This is a genomic window from Corynebacterium sp. (genome assembly GCF_030532715.1).
GTDB lineage: Bacteria > Actinomycetota > Actinomycetes > Mycobacteriales > Mycobacteriaceae > Corynebacterium.
Genome location: NZ_JAUNKO010000001.1, coordinates 190,154 through 209,615, shown reverse-complemented (window position 1 = coordinate 209,615; position 19,462 = coordinate 190,154). Strand labels below are relative to the sequence as shown.

Sequence of the window (19,462 nt, the reverse complement as noted above, 5' to 3'; positions counted from 1 at the left end):
TGATTAGCGGCCCAAGCCGGAGTATGCCCAGCCTGCGGCGCGCCAACGTTTCGGGTTGAGTGCGTTGCGGCCGTCGATAATTACCGGCTGTTCGACTACTTGTGCGGTTTCCGCGGGGTCGAGTGCCACGAATTCTTGCCATTCGGTGAGTAGCAGTACCAGCTCAGCCCCGGCGAGTGCCACGGTGACATCTGCCTCGGTGTTGAGCTCTGGGTAGGCGCGCTTGGCGGATTCCAACGCCTTCGGGTCGCATACCGTGACGTACGCTCCTAAGTTGTGCAGGCGCCGAGCGATTTCGAGGGCGGGTGAGTCACGGATGTCGTCGCTATTGGGTTTGAACGCCGCGCCCAGCACGGTGATCTTCTTCCCCTCAACGTTGCCGTCGAAATTGCGTTTGGCTTCGGCGACGACGCGGTCACGGCGACGCTGGTTAATATCATCCAATTCCTTCAAAAAGGACACGGCCTCATGTACACCAAGTTCCTCGGCCCTGGCGACGAATGCGCGAATATCCTTGGGTAGGCAGCCGCCACCAAATCCGACGCCGGCACGGAGGAATTTGTGCCCGATGCGGTCGTCGTGCCCGAGCGCCTCAGCAAGCTGGGTGACATCTCCGCCGGTGGCCTCGCACAATTCCGCCATGGCGTTGATAAAACTGATCTTTGTGGCCAAAAACGAGTTCGCAGCCACCTTCACGAGCTCGGCGGTGGGGTAGTTGGTGACAATCTTCGGCATGCCCTCCAGCAGGATTTGCTCATACACCGCGTCCAGCTTGGCTTCGCCGTGGCGGGCGGCGTCCTCATCGCTGGGTAAGCCGTAGATGATGCGGTCAGGGTGCAGGGTATCTTTCACCGCGAAGCCTTCGCGGAGGAATTCGGGATTCCACACGAGGGTTAATCCGCGTTGCGAACACTGCTTGGCCAGTCGTTCGGCAGTGCCTACCGGCACGGTGGACTTGCCTACGACCACTGCTTTGGTGTTGGTCGGCATGGCGTCCAAGATGGATTTCATCGCGGATTCCAGGTAGGTCAAATCTGCGGCGGGACTGTCTTTGGATTGCGGCGTGCCAACGGCGATGAAAATCACCTCGCTGGCGGCCAGTTCCTTCGCCGCTGGGGCGGTCGTGAAACGCAGCTTTTTATTCCGCACGGCGGGCCCGAGTATTTCGGGTAGGCCAGGTTCGTAGAACGGTGCCTCACCGCTGGCAAGTGCCGCGATTTTTTCAGCGTCGGTGTCAATGCCCACGACGTCGTGGCCGAGGCTCGCCATGCATGCGGCATGGACTGCGCCGAGGTAGCCGCAACCAATTACTGAAATTTTCATTCTGTTTCCTTTCGTTGTTGGGTGAAGCAATGTGCCAGCCACTGTGCCAGCCACGGCTTGGCGTGCGGCCGAAACGCGTACACAAACGCCAGCCGTGCCGCGGCGCTCCGAGTGTAGGCGTTCAAACGTTGTTGCGGAACCTCCAATGTTGCCGCAAGGGTATGAAGGATGTCGCGCACCTGCTGTAATGACGCCGCGCTCAACACCCCCTGCAGGTACCGCAACTCGGCGTGGGCCAACAGATTGCCCAAATCGAGCGCGGCTTCCGCCATGGTGAGGGTATCGGTGTCGAGCAGGCAGAGGTCGTGGCCATCCCACAGCAATTGCTTGTCGTGTAAATCGCGGTGACACACCACGAGCTCACCTTGTGGTTGTTGCAGTTCGTTGCATATTTCCGCGACGAGTTGTTGGCACCGTTCAGGCGCTGGGATGGCGCCAAACCGGGTGGCGTGTCCGAGCCATTCTTGCAGCACTTGGCATTCGCTGGTGGCGTGGTGCGGGCGGGCACAATGGTGGCGTTGGCGCACTACCTCTGGCCAGAGTTGGCCGAACCGGCGCCAACCCGCTAAGCCGTCATCGGCGAGCTGGTGCAGAGTTGCTCCGGGAAGCTTTTCCGTGCTTAAGCTCCCCGGCGTCGTAGTGATCACTTGTGCGGTTCGTATCCCAGTTGGTGCGCAGAGTTCGTGTGCTGCATGTGTTGCCGTTGCCACCGATTCGACGCGCTGTGGGCGCAGGAATTTTCGCACACTGTGTTCGTAGATAATCACGCCGCGTTTACCCAATCTGTGCACCACGAGCTCACCCGCGGTGGGCGGCGCCAGCTCTGGGAGCTTTGGATCGCTCGCGTATTCGGCGAGCGTGACGGTCCCGTCGGCGTGTATGCGACCCGCCCGCAGTCGACCCGATTCGTCGTATTGTTCGAAGGTGAGGGTGCCGTGTGTTCCGGGCCAACCGCGACGAATGCGGGGCAGTTCATGCAGGGTACTTAGTGCAGGGTTCACAGGAGTTCCTCCACCTTGCTCAACGTATTGGCGGTGGTGCTGCGCCATTCCGGATCTCCAGAGCGCATCGGTTCGGCAACTCGCAGCAGGGTGGCTTGGAGTTGCGCGATGCGAATCTGGGATTGTCGGGGCAAAAATCCGCGGGTGTTTGCGTAGCCTTCAAGCAGCGCCGCGCCGTGTTGCTCGTCCACCGTTGAAAGGTAGGAGCCGAGGTCACAGGCTGCGGGGTTGAGGTGTGCGCGGTCGAAGTCGGTGAGCCAGATGTCGGCGTTGTGCCGGTTGATTAGGAATTGATCGGGGGAGGCGTCACCGTGCACCAGTACTGGAGTGTCACGTCGCATCGTTGGGATGCGTGCGCTGAGGCGCACAATGCGGTTGGCCAGCTCGGGGGCGAGCATGCTGAAAATGCGGGCGTGCGCCTCCATGCGGTGGGGGAACGTATCGTAGCGCTCATAGAGCCGATCGGCTAGGTCGCGCGTAAGTGTTGGGGTGGACATATGAAGCTGGGCCAGGATACGGCCGGCTTGCATGGTGGCCGGTAGCGTCGGCGAATGCTCGAGCGTGGCATCGCCGACCGCTTGCATGATACTGACGCGCGGGTTGCCGCCATCGTCCAAGCGCACCGGGGTGGGAATCGCCTGCGAGACATGCTGATACACCGGCATATTGAGTGTGTCCTTGGCCACGGTGATGCGGATGACTTGCTCGGCGTCGCGGTAGACAATCCGGCGGGCCGGGTTGTAGCGCAGAATGGTGCCAAACTCGCCGACGTGAAAGCCCAAGTGGTCGGGCTGCATCGTGGGCCCCAGTTTCGGGTCGGCTTCGAGCTGGCCGTGTTGGAACACTAGCCGCCGGAACACCTTGGTGGTTTCCACCGCATAGCCGTGCGCGCGCGCCCATTCGTGCAATTTGTGGGCTTTGGTGTGCCCGGCTGGCCACATGAAGCGCACCCAGCCGTCGAAACGCCCGTCGGTATGGTTTTGTAGCGCGGCAAGGATGGAGGTGTCAGGTTTTATGCGCAGGGCCGTTGCCCGCACTGGGCGTCCGCAATGTTTGCTGAGCCAAGTGGTGTCCAGTAGCGCGCTGAGTGCGTGCGCGGTCATGGTCGTCACAATTGCTCTCCGATCGCAGCGCGTGGCACGGACTGGGTCCCGTTGTTGATCCACGCCTGGAAGTCGGCGTTATTGACCAGCAGGTCGTCTGGGTGGCCCTGCCACAGCACTTGGCCGTCTTGAATCCACACCACGCGGTCGGCGCCCATGGCCACCTCGGGATCGTGCGTGACGGCGATGGTGGTTTTACCTTCGACGAGGTCGTGGATGGCGTCCATCACGAGGGTCGCGGACTCGGGGTCGAGGCCGGTGGTGGGTTCGTCCAGAATCACTACGGGCGTGTTGCGCAGGAGTGCGCGGGCGATGGCGATGCGTTGCCGTTGCCCACCAGAGAGCGTGTTGCCGCGTTCGCCGACATGGGTGTCGTAGCCCTCGGGGAATTCCATGATGAAGTCGTGCGCGCGGGCAGCCTTTGCTGCGGCGATGATTTCTTCGTCCGTCGCATCTCGGCGACCGAAGCGAATGTTCTCTCGAATGGTGCCGGTAAACAAGATGGCCTCTTGGTGGAGCAGCGAAACCAATTCGCGCAGGTAAACCAGGTCGATGTCGCGCAAGGGATGCCCGTCCAGCTTTACTTCGCCCTTGATCGGGTCGATGGCGCGCACGAGCAGCGAGGCGAGCGTGGATTTCCCCGCCCCTGACGGTCCGATCACTGCGATGACTTCGCCGGGTTCGATGGACAAGTTGAAGTTGCGCAGGATCAGCACATCCTCGTAGTCCGTGTAGACGTTTTCGAACGTAATGCGGCCTTTGATGGTGTACGGGACGACAGGGTCGATGGGCGTCACAATATCGGAGGAGACTTCCATAAGATCGGCCACCCGTTCGCCCGACGCGGTGGCGCGGGCAATGCGTCCCGTGTATTTGGCCATGTCACGCAGCGGTTTCATTGTGGTGCGCAGGTAGGTGGTAAACAGCACGAGGTCGCCAAGGGTCATGGCGCCATCCAGCACGCGTAGCCCGCCGCCTATGAGCACCGCCGCCGTGGCCAAACCGACGATGGCATCGGTGGTGCGTTCGAGGCGTGCGGCGAGCCTGCGGGAACTCACCCCGGCGTTGAGGGCTTTCATGTTCGCCTCGACAAAACGTTTGCTAATTACCGCTTCCAGCACATAGGCCTGCACCACCTCAATGGCGGAAAGGCATTCTTGGGCGGTGTTGGCCAGCCGGCCCTCCGCTTTGCGAGTGTTGCGCGACGCGGTGGCGATGCTGCGCGACGTATTGCGGGATGCGATGGCGAACAAGATCAGTGCTGCCAGCACGACCAGGGATAACACCGGATCGAGTACGAACATCACCACCATCATTGCGAGGAAGGTCACCACGTTGGCCAGCAGCGGCAGCCCAGCGGTGACGGCTACTTCCTGCATGCGGTTGACGTCGGCTACGATGCGCTGCACCGTGTCCGCCGACCGGTTGCGGGAGTGGAATTGCTGGTGCAATCGCTGCACGTGTTTGAACACTTGCATGCGTAGCGTTGTCGACGCCCGCGACCCCACGAGGGTAAACGCGACGGTAGCTAAATAGTTTGAAAGCGCGCGTAGGGCGGTGAGGCAAATCAGCGCGATGCCGCACACGAGGAGTAGGTTGAGCGACGCCGGCATACCAGCGGTGTGCGCCCCCAACGATACGGACAGCGCATCCACCACGATTTTGAGCGGCCATGGCTCCAATACTCGAAAGCACACTTCAAACAGCAACGCGAGGGTTCCGCCGAAGATGAGTTTTCGTTCCGGCTTGACGTGCGGGCCCACCAGTTCGAGCGTCCGCCGTAAGGGTTGCTTGGGCATCACGTCACCTCAACCCCGGCTAGCCGCAGCATGGTGGTGACCACCTGCTGCCAACTGTGTTCCCGCACGGCTAACGCACGCGCCTGATCGCCCAGTATTTTTCGACGCCCCGGGTCAGCAACCAAGCCATCAATTGCGAGTGCCAACGCTTCCGGATGTGATGGCGGCACCAGTTCTCCAGCTGTGCCCAGAATGCTGGGGATTTGCCCGACCTGAGAGGCGACGATCGGCAGGCCCGCAGCCATGTATTCGAAAAGCTTGAGTGGTGAGAAGTATTGGTCGGAGTCCGTTTGGGCCGCCGGGTAGGGAGCCACCGCGATGGCGGTGCCCGCCAAATGCTTCGGCATTTCCGCCGGGGCGATTGCACCTCGGAAATCCACGCTTAACCCCAGCTTCTCGGCGAGGTGCTCGAGGGCGGGGCGCTCCGGGCCGTCGCCAAGAATGCGAATGCGCCACGGGTGGTTTGCGTAGCTGGCGGCGATCAGCAGGTCGGACACGCCGTGCCACGGTTTGAGGGTGCCCACAAACGTGACTACCGGTGCGCCGTCGGTATCCTCCGGCTGCGGCACAATGCGTTCAGGGTTGACGCCGTTGGGCACGGTCACAACCCGTCCGCCCACGGTTCGATGGGATACCCAGGTGCGCACATTTTCCGAAACACACACCGTAACCCGAGCGTGGGAAACCTGCAATTGGAGCGCGTCGGAGGCGCTCGCGATGTCGTGAAGCGCCCGGTGCGTGCGTTGTTCTTCGATCAGAGGTGCGTTGACTTCGAGGATTCCGGGGATTTGGGAGGTGGCGATGACGGTACTGAACAGCGAGTAGCGTTCGTAGATGAGATCGAAATTGCCGCGGATGATTTCGGCGCTGATCTCTTCGGAGCGTTGCTGCTGGGCAAGTTCCCGCTCGGCGGTTTCTTTCGCCTCGATAGGAAATTCGCGGACTTCGAGTTCGCGCAGATCATCGGGAATGAATGTGCCCTTTCGTACGGCGAATACCGTGACGTTGTGCCCGCGTCGCAAGAGCTCGCGGATGACCTCCTGCATGTGCACGCAGGCGCCTTTCGTCCCGAATACCGGGATGCCTGGATCTACGCATACATAAGCGATGTTCATGGGGTGCTCCTATCCGCTCTGCCATCGACGAAGGGTTTGGGCTTGCTGGCTGCTATCGAAGTGTTCTTCAATCAGTGCGCGGGCGTTTTGGGTCAGTCGGGTGGTGTCCACCTCGCCGGCGGCAAACCGCTGCAATGCGGCCACCAGCGCGGGAGTGTCCCCAGGCTCGAGCAGGATGCCGGTGTCGCCGTCACGAATCACTTCGGGCAGGCCGGTGACGGCGGTGGCGATCACGGGAATGCCGCTGGCCATCGCCTCCAACACTACGGTGGGAAGGCCATCAATGTTGCCGTCCGCTGTGGGCACGCAAGGCGCCACAAACACATGCGATCGGGCGATGAGGTCACGAACCTCGCTTTGGTTGATTGGGCCGAGGAGGCGCACGACGTCATCAAGCTGTAGTTGCTTCACCTGCGCCTGTAACGCCTCGTACAGCTCTCCGCCGCCGCCGATGGTCAGCTCCACGTCCCACCCGGCGGCGCGAACCTGCGCAACCGCCGCAATCAGGTGGTCAAAACCTTTCTTGGGCACGAGTCGACCCACCGCCGCAATCCGCAACAAACCTTTTAACGGCAACGGCGGGTAATAGGGGAACCGATTCAGTTCGAGGGCGTTATAGCACAGTCGTACATTTGCGCCGGTGCCCTCGAGGACGGTGTTGAGGTAGCGCTCGTTGTATTGACTAATAGCAATAACCTGTGCGGCGTTCCCACAAATCTTGCGCAACCAATCAATATCAACGCTGTTGTGGAAAATGTCTTTCGCGTGCGTGGTCACCGTATACGGAATCCCAGTAATGGTTGAGGCAATATAGGCAATTCGGCCCGGCAGGGAAGCGAAATGCGCGTGCAAATGTGTAATGCCGTGATCGTGAGCCATGCGGGCGAGGGTCACCCCTTGGGAAACTTCGTCAAACGGCAGATCCACCAATTGCGGCAAGATTTCCTGGACGCGTGGGCCAATGACCGGATGACGCAACGCGGCACCCAATTCATCCCAAAACCCGGTGCCCAGCTGCGGGCGCGACACCCAGCGAACATTCGCCTGGATACGTGCAAGTTCCGGGTGGAAACGAGCGTCCGTGGTGGGGCGCAACGCGAAGATATCAAGGTCTTCGCCCTGGGTCTCGCGGGCGAGAATCTCCGTAACGATAAACGTTTCCGAAAATCTCGGATAAACCTTTAAAACGTAACCAATTCGGCTCATGGTACTGCTCCCTCTGCGATGTTGTATTCAACACATTTGGCGGCGAATTTCGCAGCGGTGGTAAGCCCATCACGTTTAATATGTGAACGATCCACGGTGCGGTGTACAGCGTCAGCCACCCAAGTGCTTAAAACCGTGGGTTGGCATTGGTCGAGTCGCAGATAATCTACCGCCCCAACATTGTTGAAAGATTGTGCGCGAATGAGTTGTTCGAGGCGCGGATATTCCCGCGGAACAATGAGTGCTGGGGTGTTCGAAGCAAGGATTTCGCAGGACGTGTTATAGCCACCCATGGAAATCACCGCGGAGGCACGTTGTATTTGTGTACTCAAACCAGGCCAAGAATGGTGCAATTGCGTATTCGGCGTAGCAATTTCACGCAATTCGTTGAATTGTTTCGTGCTTGCCTGAGGTCCGGTTACCACAATGTGTACGTGGTCGGCAGGTACCTCGAGTTGAACGGCTGCGCGAAGCAGGTGGAACCCGTCCGAGCCACCGCCAGCGGTAGTGAGAATAAAGGGCTGTGGGGCAAGCTCCATATCGTGATCGGCTAACCGACGGCCATGCGCAAGGAACCCAGTGTAGCTCGCTCGGTCCGCCAACCAGGGCGGGATCTCGCCCGTGGCGGCGGGGTCGTGCACTGCCGGATCCCCATACACCCACACGTGGTCAATAATGGCGCCAAGTTCTTCTTCATGGCCTAATCGGGCCCATTCCCCGGCCGCGATTTCGGGCGAATCTAGCACGTCCCGTAACCCCAGCACTACCTGAGTCTGCGGGTAGGCCGCGCGCACACTTTCTAGGGGTTCCAGCAGCTCCTTCCATACACCAAGAATGTGTCGGTCGATGATTACTAGGTGTGGTTCGAACGACAACAGCGTGGATTTAAGAAGGTTTGAGCGGAGGTGGATAAGGTTTTTGGTGCTGCCGCCCAGACTTCGCGGCTCGTACTCGCGGCCGCGTTTGGTAATCCCCGGAATGGTCACCCAATCGAATCCGGGCGGGAGTGGAAACATGTTTCCCGGTTGCAGGCCAGACACCAGCAACCCAGAAACTTCGCACCCGAGCCGCCGCGGTAAATCTTGGGCGATGTGGTGGGCGATGGCGAGGTTGCGGCGTACGTGGCCGAGACCTTGCGAGTCATGGCTGTACAACAGCACTCGAACAATTGGCTTATTCATGGCAATCCTTTAGTAACCCTGGCAATGCAGTTAAAAAAGTGTTCTCAAAAACTCGGGGAGAAACCCCCAAGTAAGCAACGGGCTATGGACCGGTAACTGTTCGCATCACTCGCAATCGGAATTTCAATGGTATAAGGCGGTTTGCGGTTTTTTGAGAATGCTTTTCTATTCGCGCATGGAAAAACTCGCTGCCGCTCGTGCGTACGTAAAGTATAGCAATGCAAAACGCCGAAGCGAGCCGGGCGGTAAAAACTTCAACATTTTTATCAGTTTCACCTATTGATCAAAGCTGGGGTCGCGTTTGCCGGGGTGTACAGCCAAAATTTTAAAAAACTGGAAAGTGGCGTTTTTGCTATCTTTCTACCTGAATAAACGGACACATTTTCGTTTCCGTTCCCGCTCGCCAAGGCCACGATTTACGCATAATATTTACGGTTTTTAATCTTTGCTTCATTTTGCGCGTGCGGCCGCCCAAGTTTGAGGCGTCAGCTTTTTCCGGCCCCGAAACTTTTCGCGTTTGGTAACAAAACTATGCAGGTTCTCGCTAGGCGGGAACTTTCGTGCCACGTAGCGGAATCCGGAGAGGTTACACCCGTGCACGGCGCGGCGGGCTTGTTCGGTCGGGTTTTGGGCAGCACATGAGCGACCTGAGAAAGTGTTTCGCTGCGGGCTATGCTTGGAGTTCTCACCGGACATCATCAAGGGGATTGACACGTATGAGCGGCATTGCCGATCTGAATGATTCGCTACTCGGTTGGGCCTCCCAAACCGAACTCACCCTCAATCAGCGGTTTGCTGAACGTTCGTTGTTCATTGAAGCGGGGCTTGCTGCTGATGAACTGGAGCGGATTGATCGCTTTTACGGAACCTTTTTATCCCGCCAACTTTCCGCCGGTGCTGATCTGGAAGCACTGTTGCGCGACACCCCAGCGTTGGCCACGGCAACCTTGGTCGCCCGTGCCGCCCACATGGTGGATCCTGCGAACTTTTATGGGGAATACCTCGGGGGATTGGATTTGCGCGCGGACGCCGCCTGGCTGAGTGTGCTGGAAGGAATCACCTTCGAGCTGCTTGATACCGTTGGCCTCGTCGTCCCCAATGGGTGCAATCCCGTGCTTGCGCTTGCCCTGCACGCCGGCATCACCGGTGCGGAAGTCGCCGGGCTTATGGAGCTGCTCGACGCGCTCGACCCGCAAGCCACCGCAGAAGACGTTGTTGTCGCACTGACATCCGGGGAGTACCGCAGCCTGCAAGCTCAGTCCGGCGCAGCCGCTGAAGCCACCGACGCCGACGATGCTCTCGACGCCGTGGCTTCGGCGTTGCCGTTGGATGTCACCGCTGCCTGCGCGGAATGCGCTCCGCAATTGCTGCAGCCGGTGCTGCGGGACGTGATGGCGTTGCGGAACCACACGATCACACATCCGACTGATTGGCAGGATCGGCCGCTGCCGGAATTGCCCGCCTTGGTGCGCGACGCCGTGATCGCCGAGTTGCGTGAACGGCCCGCCGGGACGTACAACCGTGCGGAAGCCGTCGGCGTCGCCACGCGGGAGGCGCGGCCGCGCATCGTATTGGACATTGCCCGGAACAAAATTTGCGTGCGCTTGCCCGAACAATTGCTCGGTCCCGATGAGGACGAAGTGCAGTGGCGGGTTACGTTAGACGGCACGACGAAGGTGTACCGCACCGGCCGAATGTGGGGCGAGGGGCATCCGTGCACCGAGGCGTTGGATCTCACCATCAACCGCCAGGTCCGTGAGCTGAGCGTCGCGGATGTCACGAACGGTTCCACCTGGGTGTTGCCCGTCGTGGATACTCATGACCCCGTACTGGTGTTCAGTCCAAAGGGCGCCAATATTACGGACAAAGCTTCCCTGCACTATTCCGAATTGTTGGTGGTGTGCCCCGAGGACGCTACGCTCATTGACGTGGTTACCGGCGCGGAAATCCCGGTCACCGAAACCCTTGAAATCGAAGGTTGGACGGCATGGTCCTGCCGCCGCGTTGACGCGCACAATATCGCTTCGTTGCAAGCTGTGCGTCCGGATCAATCTCCCTCGGCGATGCACCAGGTGCGATGCGTGGACCCGCGAAAGCGCGTGATGTTCCGCGACCCCGGCGCCGCAATTCCGTACGTGTTTTCGCACGGTGGGTTGCCGGTGCACGCGCATTCCCTCGTGGCGGAATTCCCGCCGACCGTCTCCGGCCGCGCCGAAACGTGGTACCTGTCAATTTCCTCCTACGCGGGCACCGGGAACGCGGGGGAGGAGGTCGCCCCTGCGGAGCCGTTGGAGATCCCCGCCGAGGGCGGTTTGTTCGATATTTTCGATCCCGACGTATACGACGCACCCTGGGTTGGCGAATACCTCATCCGGTTGCGGGGGCCGCGCAACGAATCCTTCCGTCACGAGTACGCCATCGTCGAAGGCATGTTGTCCAGCACCGAAATCGCCGGTTTGTGCAGGTCGTTTCGTATCCCCGCGCAGGGCGGCCTGAGTGAAGCTGCGTTGATGGTCAAGTCCGGCGAGAAACATTTCCAGGTCACCCCGGCGGATGTGCGGGTGGCACCGGACGCGCCGGGTGTCGACTTCGTGGTCACCACCGACGAGGGTGACAGCATGCCGCTACGCTTTATTCCGCCACGGTTGCAATTCGAGGTCCCCCTGACCACCATGCCGCCCATGTGGCGTACCACTCGCTTGGTGGTGCGGCCGCGCCAGTTTGACCCCGCGGGCACCTTGCGCATCCGCGCCACCGGCGAATTGGGGGACCCGAAAATCACTGTTCGCAATCACCACGGCGCCCCGCTGCGCACCGTCAAGCTTTCGCGTGACGACGCCCGCACCTACTCGACGCCCATGGCCCAGCTTGCGGCCTCCACCCAGGTGATGACGAGCGGCCGCGTCGAATTCGAATGGACCGATGCGCGCGGGGACAAGCGAGTGAGCGTGAACATCGCGGCGGTGGAGTCCGCACCGCACGCGTCAGGTTGCGTGATCGAAGACGGCGAGTTAGTGTTCGCCGATCTCAACAATGACCGGCAGTTGTCCGCGTGGGTGTGGCCGGCGTCGGCCCCGTGGGCGTCGGCACGCACTGTTGCCGTGTCGCCGCGCACCCCGCTGCCCACAGCGCTGGTGAACGCAGGCCCGCTCAAAGTGCAATTGTTCTCCGCCGATCCGCTCACCGAATTGCGGCCCCCGCTCGCCCCCGGCCCCGACGCCTTCGCAGTCGAACAAGAGGGCTACTACTCGAGTCAATCCGCGGCGTTGGTCGAATTGTCCGCCTTCCTTTCGGGCGCTTCCGAAACTGCTCCGGAAGATCCTGCTGTTATGCCTGTGCTGTGGGATTACCTCGATAGCTGGGGCACCGTGGGGCCCGACCGCGCGGTGGTGACCGCCCTCGCGGCAAATCCCAACGCCGCCCTGAAAGGGCTTTCCGCATCCCTGGTTCCCGCTGAAAAGCAACCCGGTCGAGTGATTGCCTCCGGTCTCGTTCACGGCGCATTTGCCGGCAGCGAACCCGTCACTGAGGTGCACCGCACCGCCTGGATTGGCACGCTCGAACTACTCGCCCAACTACCCGTTCGCTATGCTTCGGTGGAGGAGGGGGCGTCGCGCTCCGAACTGCGGGATGTCCTCGACTCCCTTGAGCAAGTTGCTGGTAAACGGCTGATTGAAACCCTGGCAACGGGTCGTGACGCTACCCTGGACACCGCGTGCATTGATAAATCCACCGTCCAGATCGCCCACATGAACGAAGCCCAGCAGCAGACGTTGCTGGCAATGTTCTTCTCCCAAGCCGAAATCGTGCCTGGTCCCATCATGGAAGATTCCGCGCGCCTACTCGCCGTGTTTGAAACCTTTAAACACCGTGACAGCCTCCAGGGTTTGCTCCGCGACCAAGGACTGATCAAGCCTGCGGTGTCCCTGCTGCGCGCGTTGCGTGGCGCGAACCGCCAAATCTACGCCTCGGCACGTATCCGCTTTGACAAACTCGACGGCGTGGACACCAACGATCCTTCGAACGTCTGGGCGCTAGTGCCCGTGGTGTCGCTGGTGTTTGCGTTGTCCGCCCGGATGCACGCCCACGGCCTGATGGGTAAATCAAAGCTGCTGACGGAAGCCGCCCAAGGTTGGAGCCAGCTCGCGGACATTGTCCCAGACCTTGTCACCGGCGACCTTATCGCGGCGGAAGCTATGGTGCTGGCCGTGAAGTACCCCGGCCTGGCTACCTAAGGCTGCTCCGGTCGGGGGCGGGCGTGCAGCCGCGACGGTGCCGCGGCGTAAAACGTTCGTCCCACATGGTAGAATTTAGTCCGACGTTTTCAATATAATTGACACAAAAATTAGCATTTGTGATCTATTCTTTATTGGCGTTTATGTACGTGTCCGCAATTGGGGATCGTGTTCTTTTTCCGCAGCTTTGTGTGGGCATTTCCGCGCACCGAGCTTTGCGGGGCTGTCGCCGTGACCGGCACTAATGCTACCCTGGGGGTGTAGTAATCGATCGAATTCTCGAACGGTAACGCGCATTGTTGGTGCACACAATTCGCCCACCAAAAAGGGCAGTGCACTAAAAAATCATGCGCAAAACGTGAGGAATGTCGCTGAACCTGCAAGTATGGAAGCTATGAACACGACTTATCTGATCATTGTCGCGGTGATCGTCGTCCTCATTATTGTGGTGGCGCTCATGGTAATGCTCGGTTTGCGCCGAGGGAAGACTAAGACCATCACGTTTGCGGAGGAGGAATCGCCCAAGGAGCTCACCCAGCAGGAGAAGTCTGGCAATTATCAGGCTTCGGGCGGGTTTAATTTCGCGCCCGCAAATGCGCCGAAGGCGGAGCCGGAGGTATTGCGCGGCCAGCGGCTCGACCAATCTACCCCCATTCCGGAAGTTCCGGATCATACGCCCGCCGAAGGTGCAGCCGATTTGCCGCGCTACGCTGGGCTTACTGATCCCACGCATACGGAAGTCGAGTTCACCATGCCCGCCTCCGCCGCCCCCGAAGCGGCCCCTGAGGTTACCCCCGAGCAACCCGAAGCAGAACCCAAACATGAGTTTGAACCGCCCGCTGAGGAGGGGGATCTTCCCGAGGCTCCGCTTGCCGACGCCGCCCCCGCTGCCCCGGCTGCGGAACCCGCACCGCCCGTCGCGGAAACGCCCATCGAGGATTCGCACGAGCCTTCGGTAGTGGAGGGCGTCGAGACGCAGGAAGAGGCGCCGAGCGTGCCGGCTGCTATTGAGGAGCTCGACGCTGAGGAGTCCGCTGTGGACGAATTCGCGGACACGCCGTTGTTTGCGTCCGTCGCCGAGGAAAACCCGGTGGACGAAAGCGCGATCCGCGAGGCGGAGGATGCCGCCGAGGCAGCGCGCGCCCAAGCAGACGCCGCTGGGACTGCGCTCGATGAAACGCCAGTTCCCGAGGATGCCGTCGTGGCATCTCCGCAGCCCGCGCGCGAAGTCGAACACATCGCCCCCGCAGTGGGTCGTTTGGGGCGCTTGCGTGGGCGGTTGGCACGTTCGCAAAACGTCATCGGGCAGGGCGTGCTCGGAATCTTAAGCGCCGGCGACCTTGATGAGGACGCCTGGGAAGAAATCGAAGACACGCTGCTTATGGCCGACCTTGGCACGAAGGTCACCATGCAGGTTGTCGATGACCTGCGCGAAAAAATCGCGGAACGGGGCGTAGCGAGCGAAGCGGAAGCGCGTGCGATGCTGCGGGAAACGCTCATTGAGGCGTGCAAACCCGAACTTGACCGCTCCATTAAGGCAATGTCCAACGGCGGCAAACCTGCCGTGGTGCTCGTGGTGGGCGTCAACGGCACCGGCAAAACCACTACCACTGGCAAGCTTGCCCGCGTCCTTGTCTCCATGGGGCACACCGTGCTGCTGGGTGCCGCTGATACGTTCCGCGCAGCCGCCGCCGACCAGTTGGAAACCTGGGGCCGCCGCGTCGGTGCGTCGACCGTGCGAGGCGCGGAAGGTGCAGACCCCGCCTCCGTGGCGTTCGATGCGGTAGCCCGCGGCGTGGCTGACCAAGTCCACGTCGTACTCATCGACACCGCCGGCCGGTTGCACACCTCGGTCGGGCTGATGGATCAGCTCGGCAAAGTTAAACGTGTGGTGGAGAAGAAAGCCGAAGTCGACGAAGTTCTGCTCGTACTCGACGCCACTGTCGGCCAAAATGGTCTCATGCAGGCGCGTACATTCCGGGACGTGGTGGACATCACCGGCGTGGTGCTCACCAAACTCGACGGCACCGCGAAAGGTGGCATCGTTTTCCAAGTGCAAGAGGAACTCGGTGTGCCCGTGAAACTCGTCGGCCTCGGCGAAGGCGCCGACGACCTAGCCCCATTTGAAGCTGAAAGCTTTGTCGACGCCCTGCTCGGCTAGCCGAGCGCGGGGGCGGGGGCTTAGCTGTACATGTGTATGGGTGTTGCGATGGCGACGGAGGTGTTCAAAATGCTGCGAAGCGGGCGCACGCAGGGAAATTCCGCGCCCGTGAGCCGACGTTGCCGTACCACCCAATTGGCGGATTGGTGGCCAATGCCTAATCCAGTGCACCGGGAACCATCGTCGCCAACGAGTGTGGCAACCCCGTAGCACAAGCGTTGTTGTACACGCCGCGATCGCAGCACAACCTTTCCGTGTTTGCGCACGGTGATACCGTCAGCTCCATAAGCGATGCTGGTATTGTTGCTGGCGGCAACGACCCCGCCGTGGTTGGAGCGAGTGAATTCGCAACCGTCGAGCTCGTTGACTAACGCCAAGCCCGCGATATCGGTGTGGGTCTGGCTGAAGGCGTCCAACTCTGTGAGCGCTTGGGCCGCTTGTTGTGGGGAGACTACGCGGGACGGCTCCGGCGGCAAGAGGCTAATTAATGTGGCGTAGCGGGAGGGGCCTAGTCGATGGAGCTGCTCTACAAACAGCGACACTAGGTAGTGTCCGCCAATATGTTCGGCCGCATACATTTGGTGCGCATGGTTGCAGCAGTCCTGGAGCCAATTGTGGATGATCCAGCTGAGTTCCTCCCACGTTTCGTCTGGCATGTCCCCGGCAGGTCGCTGCGGTGCCGCAAGTCCGTGGTTGAATCCGATGAGCGAAGGGTCGCACGGAAAGCTGGTCACCGCCCCGTTTTTGATGCAGCTGCAGGGGACAAATGCATCGAGGCCCACGGCCCCTCCTTCATGCTTTCGTGCAGATTCGTCGGTGCGGAGGACAATGCACATAACGTATCACTAAGGTCGTGTATGTGCGTGACTTGCGGGGGTAGTGTTTGATGCTTGCGTCGAATAAAAGATGCAATATGCGTTCGGCTTTTGTGTGGTGTGGCGGGAACCGCCAATGAAACGCAATACAGGCGATGGCTTGGAGCTCTCAATTCCCGCGATCCCGGTATTAATGATGCACAATTTTCCGGTTGTTGAGTTGCGTTCCTGCATGTCAGCGTCTACATTGGTGGGTGATGTAATGTTTCTTCTTGGCATTACGATGAGGTATTTGCAGGGGCTTGAGGCGCGCAAATCGTAACAATTGTTCCGCGGCGGTATTGGTTTTGTTTGTTGCCGGAACCTTGTTGTGTGAAGTTGTGCGAATAGGTGCCTGTGATAATCCGAAATGTTCGAAAATATTCGGAAATATAGAGACTCAGCAAACGGTTGGATGGTGTGAATCCGACGACTCGATTGTTGATGCACAAAAACACCGGCCGCCTAACATGCCACGCGCTGTTAGGCGGCCGTTTTGCGTGCTGGTTGTGGCGGTGATGGGCCGCCTATGTTCGCTAGACTCGACACGGATGAGCTGCTCGACACTGGTGAGCTGATTGGAGGACGCAATGAAGTTGGTCACTGCTGTGGTGAAGCCGTTCACGTTGGACCGGATAAAGGAGGCGTTGGAGCAAATCGGGGTCGTGGGGATGACGGTGACTGAGGCTCAGGGGTTCGGCCAGCAGAAAGGACATTCGGAGGTGTATCGGGGTGCGGAGTATGCCGTGGATTTTGTGCCGAAACTCAAGATTGAAATTGTGGTGGCCGACGATTACCTAGGCGAGGTAGTTGAGGCGGTGGTGGATGCCGCTCGCACCGGCAAGGTGGGGGACGGCAAGATTTGGGTGACCGACGTTGTCGATGTGGTTCGTGTACGCACTGGCGAGCACGGTGATTCGGCCTTGTGATGTCTGTTGAGCCTCGGCCTCGTGACATTCGCGAGCAGGCATTACGGCGCGCCCGCGAGGTGTTGGCCCAGGTGCGGGTGCCGGAGGGGGCTGCCCTAGTAGCTACGGGTTCGTTTGCGCGTGGGGAGATGACACCGTACTCGGATTTGGATTTGGTGTTGTTGCATGAGGGGGATCCGCCGCCGGAGGCGGAGCAGTGCTGGTATGTGATTTGGGATGCGAAGTTTCGCCTCGATTATTCGATTCGCACGCCGGAGGATTGCATTGCGGTGATGCACAGTGACATGACGGCGGGGTTGGCGCTGTTAGACATGGTGTTTGTGGCGGGCGAGGAGGCGCTGTTTACTCGTACGCGGGCTCAATTGTTGCAGGCGTGGCGTGCGGGGTTGCGGCGGAATTTCAGCGCGGTGATCGACGCTGCGATTGCGCGGTGGCGCCGTTCCGGGTCGGTGGTGACGATGACACGCCCGGATGTGAAGCATGGGCGCGGCGCGTTGCGGGACATTGAGCTGGTGCGTGCGCTCGCACTGGGAAATTTGTGTGACGCCCCCGATTTGCGCCAGGAGCGTACGTTATTGCTGGATACGCGCACCTTGTTGCATTTGGAGGCTCGCCGGGCACGCGACGTAGTTGACCCTGAGTTTGCTATGGATATTGCCCTGCGGTTGGGGTTTTCTGATCGTTACGAGCTTGCGCGCGCGCTTGCCGACGCCGCGCACAACGTTGATACGTCGGTGACTGCGGCGTTGCGGACGGCGCGGGCGGTGGTGTCTTCGGGGCGTCGACATTCGCGCAAGCCGTTGGATTTGGATGTGGTTGACGTTGGGGGAGAGGTCCGATTGTCGCGCAACCCAAACTTGGATGATGCCGGATTGGTGTTGCGAGTCGCCGCCGCATCAGCTCGAACGGGTTTACCAATATCCGAAAGTGTGTGGCGGGTGCTGCACGAGGTGCCAGCGTTACCGACGCCGTGGCCAAAGGCCGCGGTGAATGACTTTTTTGCGGTATTGGTGTCCGATGCGTTTGTGGCGGCGGAACTGGACGCGCACGGATTGTGGAGCCCCCTCGTGCCCGAATGGGAACGCATCCGCGGATTGTTGCCGCGGGAACGAACCCATGTGCACACGATTGATCGGCATAGTTTGGCCACGGTTGCGGGGTGCGCGGTGGTGCGGGTTCCGCGCCCCGACCTGTTGTTGCTTGCCGCGTTGTATCACGACATTGGGAAAGGATTTGGGCGCCCACACTCGCGGTATGGCGCGGAGCTAGTGGCTCGGCAAGCGCAGCGCATGGGCCTGGATGTTCGGGATCGAGGCTGCGTGCAAACCCTGGTGCAGGAGCACACAACCCTGCTTCGGCTCGCCACCACGCGGGACCCGGCGGCTGAGGACACGGTGGACGCCCTGTTGGATGCGCTGCACTATGACCTGCTGACGGTGGAGTTGTTGGAGGTGCTCACCGAGGCTGACGCGCGGGCCACCGGACCGAACGTGTGGATGTCGCGCACCGCGGCCGCCGTGGCGGAATTGGGGCGGCGGGCCCGCCAGCGCTTAACGCGATTGGAACCCCGGAAACCCATGGTGGCGGCCAGCGGCGATATTGCCGTGCTCGCTGGCCCGCAGGTGAGGTGGCAGGGAAGCTACATTCGGGAGAGCATTCGGGTGCTTGCCGTATTTGCCGCGCGGGGTTGGAAAATTGAAGCGGCGCGGCTGGTCGATGATTCCCGCAGCGGCGGCACGTGTCGCGCCGAATTCGACGTGCGCGTCGGCTTCGAAGGCATCGAAGGATTTGAACAAATGTATAAGTCTGGGGTGTATTGCGCGGTATCGCCACCCGCTCCTGCCGCCACCGCCACATATTGGTTCGGAAACACCCTCGAAGTTCGAACTGTCGATCGCCCTGGGGTGCTGAGTGCGTTGCTGGCGGTGCTGCCGGATCTGACATGGGCCACCCTAGATACGCCGGGCGCAACGTGTATCGCGCGTTTTCACCTGCACGCGGGGTTTGATCGGGCTGCGGTGGAGCGCGACGTCGATAAGGTGTTGGAGCAGGGTGATCCGCGAACGGCCGCCACGTTGCGTGTGGGCGGCGATGACATACGATGCTAGTGGCGCGCCGGAGAACTACACTCACAAACCTAAGGAACAGTGCGATGAAATTAATCACCGCGGTGGTGAAACCCTTCACGCTTGAAGATGTGAAGCAAGCCCTCGAGCAGGTCGGGGTATGCGGGATGACCGTCACTGAAATTCAAGGCTTCGGCCAGCAGAAAGGCCACACCGAGGCGTTTCGCGGCGCCGAATACGCTATCGATTTCGTGCCCAAGGTAAAGCTTGAAATTGTGGTTAGCAATGAGCAGGCGAGCGAAGTGGTCAATACCGTGGTGGATGCCGCCCGCACGGGTAAAATCGGCGACGGTAAAGTTTGGGTGACGGACGTGGAGGAACTGGTACGCGTCCGCACGGGTGAACGCGGCGACGACGCGCTGTAAAACTGGTACGCGGCCGCGGGGGCGTGCGACATGGCCCGCAGGTTGGCAACCGGCTAGCATGGTG

The 19,462-nt window shown here is 60.5% G+C and carries 13 protein-coding genes; 5 read left to right on the top strand and 8 right to left on the bottom strand.

Annotated elements, in window-relative coordinates; all coding sequences use genetic code 11:
• Positions 1-3: 3 nt before the first annotated feature.
• From Q4D83_RS00980 to Q4D83_RS00950, 7 genes are read right to left on the bottom strand one after another with little or no spacing between them, the layout of a single operon-like run.
• Positions 4-1,323 carry a UDP-glucose/GDP-mannose dehydrogenase family protein gene (locus tag Q4D83_RS00980; RefSeq protein ID WP_303172175.1) on the bottom strand — a complete coding sequence of 440 codons (1,320 nt, stop codon included), beginning with the start codon at positions 1,321-1,323 and terminating at the stop codon, positions 4-6.
• Positions 1,320-2,324, bottom strand: coding sequence for a phosphotransferase (locus Q4D83_RS00975; protein ID WP_303172173.1), 1,005 nt, complete (start codon positions 2,322-2,324; stop codon positions 1,320-1,322). The genes Q4D83_RS00980 and Q4D83_RS00975 overlap by 4 nt, the downstream gene beginning before the upstream one ends.
• Positions 2,321-3,427 carry a phosphotransferase family protein gene (locus Q4D83_RS00970; protein ID WP_303172172.1) on the bottom strand — a complete coding sequence of 369 codons (1,107 nt, stop codon included), beginning with the start codon at positions 3,425-3,427 and terminating at the stop codon, positions 2,321-2,323. The genes Q4D83_RS00975 and Q4D83_RS00970 overlap by 4 nt, the downstream gene beginning before the upstream one ends.
• Positions 3,428-3,432: 5 nt before the next feature.
• Complete coding sequence (locus Q4D83_RS00965; RefSeq protein ID WP_303172171.1) at positions 3,433-5,226, bottom strand: ABC transporter ATP-binding protein; 1,794 nt, start codon at positions 5,224-5,226, stop codon at positions 3,433-3,435.
• Complete coding sequence (locus tag Q4D83_RS00960; RefSeq protein ID WP_303172169.1) at positions 5,226-6,341, bottom strand: glycosyltransferase family 4 protein; 1,116 nt, start codon at positions 6,339-6,341, stop codon at positions 5,226-5,228. The genes Q4D83_RS00965 and Q4D83_RS00960 overlap by 1 nt, the downstream gene beginning before the upstream one ends.
• A gap of 9 nt (positions 6,342-6,350) precedes the next feature.
• Entirely contained in the window at positions 6,351-7,547 is a 1,197-nt protein-coding gene (locus tag Q4D83_RS00955; protein ID WP_303172167.1) for a glycosyltransferase family 4 protein, read from the bottom strand.
• Positions 7,544-8,728 (bottom strand): glycosyltransferase family protein, encoded by a 1,185-nt coding sequence (locus Q4D83_RS00950; protein WP_303172165.1) that lies wholly within the window; start codon positions 8,726-8,728, stop codon positions 7,544-7,546. The genes Q4D83_RS00955 and Q4D83_RS00950 overlap by 4 nt, the downstream gene beginning before the upstream one ends.
• Before the next feature lie 716 nt (positions 8,729-9,444).
• Here Q4D83_RS00950 and Q4D83_RS00945 point away from each other — a divergent pair.
• Both Q4D83_RS00945 and ftsY read left to right on the top strand, forming a co-directional pair.
• On the top strand, positions 9,445-12,963 hold the full coding sequence (locus Q4D83_RS00945; protein WP_303172163.1) for a hypothetical protein: 3,519 nt from the start codon (positions 9,445-9,447) through the stop codon (positions 12,961-12,963).
• A 385-nt stretch (positions 12,964-13,348) separates the two neighbouring features.
• A complete protein-coding gene (gene ftsY, locus Q4D83_RS00940) occupies positions 13,349-15,124 on the top strand; it encodes a signal recognition particle-docking protein FtsY (RefSeq protein WP_303172162.1) in 1,776 nt (591 codons plus the stop codon).
• A gap of 20 nt (positions 15,125-15,144) precedes the next feature.
• Here ftsY and Q4D83_RS00935 read toward each other — a convergent pair whose 3' ends face one another.
• A complete protein-coding gene (locus tag Q4D83_RS00935) occupies positions 15,145-15,906 on the bottom strand; it encodes a hypothetical protein (protein WP_303172161.1) in 762 nt (253 codons plus the stop codon).
• Between the two features lie 662 nt (positions 15,907-16,568).
• Here Q4D83_RS00935 and Q4D83_RS00930 point away from each other — a divergent pair.
• Genes Q4D83_RS00930 through Q4D83_RS00920 form a run of 3 tightly spaced genes read left to right on the top strand, consistent with a single transcriptional unit; the run spans position 16,569 to position 19,398 of the window.
• On the top strand, positions 16,569-16,907 hold the full coding sequence (locus Q4D83_RS00930; protein ID WP_303172158.1) for a P-II family nitrogen regulator: 339 nt from the start codon (positions 16,569-16,571) through the stop codon (positions 16,905-16,907).
• Positions 16,907-19,015 carry a [protein-PII] uridylyltransferase gene (locus tag Q4D83_RS00925; RefSeq protein WP_303172156.1) on the top strand — a complete coding sequence of 703 codons (2,109 nt, stop codon included), beginning with the start codon at positions 16,907-16,909 and terminating at the stop codon, positions 19,013-19,015. Before Q4D83_RS00930 ends, Q4D83_RS00925 begins: the two co-directional genes overlap by 1 nt.
• A gap of 44 nt (positions 19,016-19,059) precedes the next feature.
• On the top strand, positions 19,060-19,398 hold the full coding sequence (locus tag Q4D83_RS00920; RefSeq protein WP_303172155.1) for a P-II family nitrogen regulator: 339 nt from the start codon (positions 19,060-19,062) through the stop codon (positions 19,396-19,398).
• The last annotated feature ends 64 nt before the right edge of the window (positions 19,399-19,462 follow it).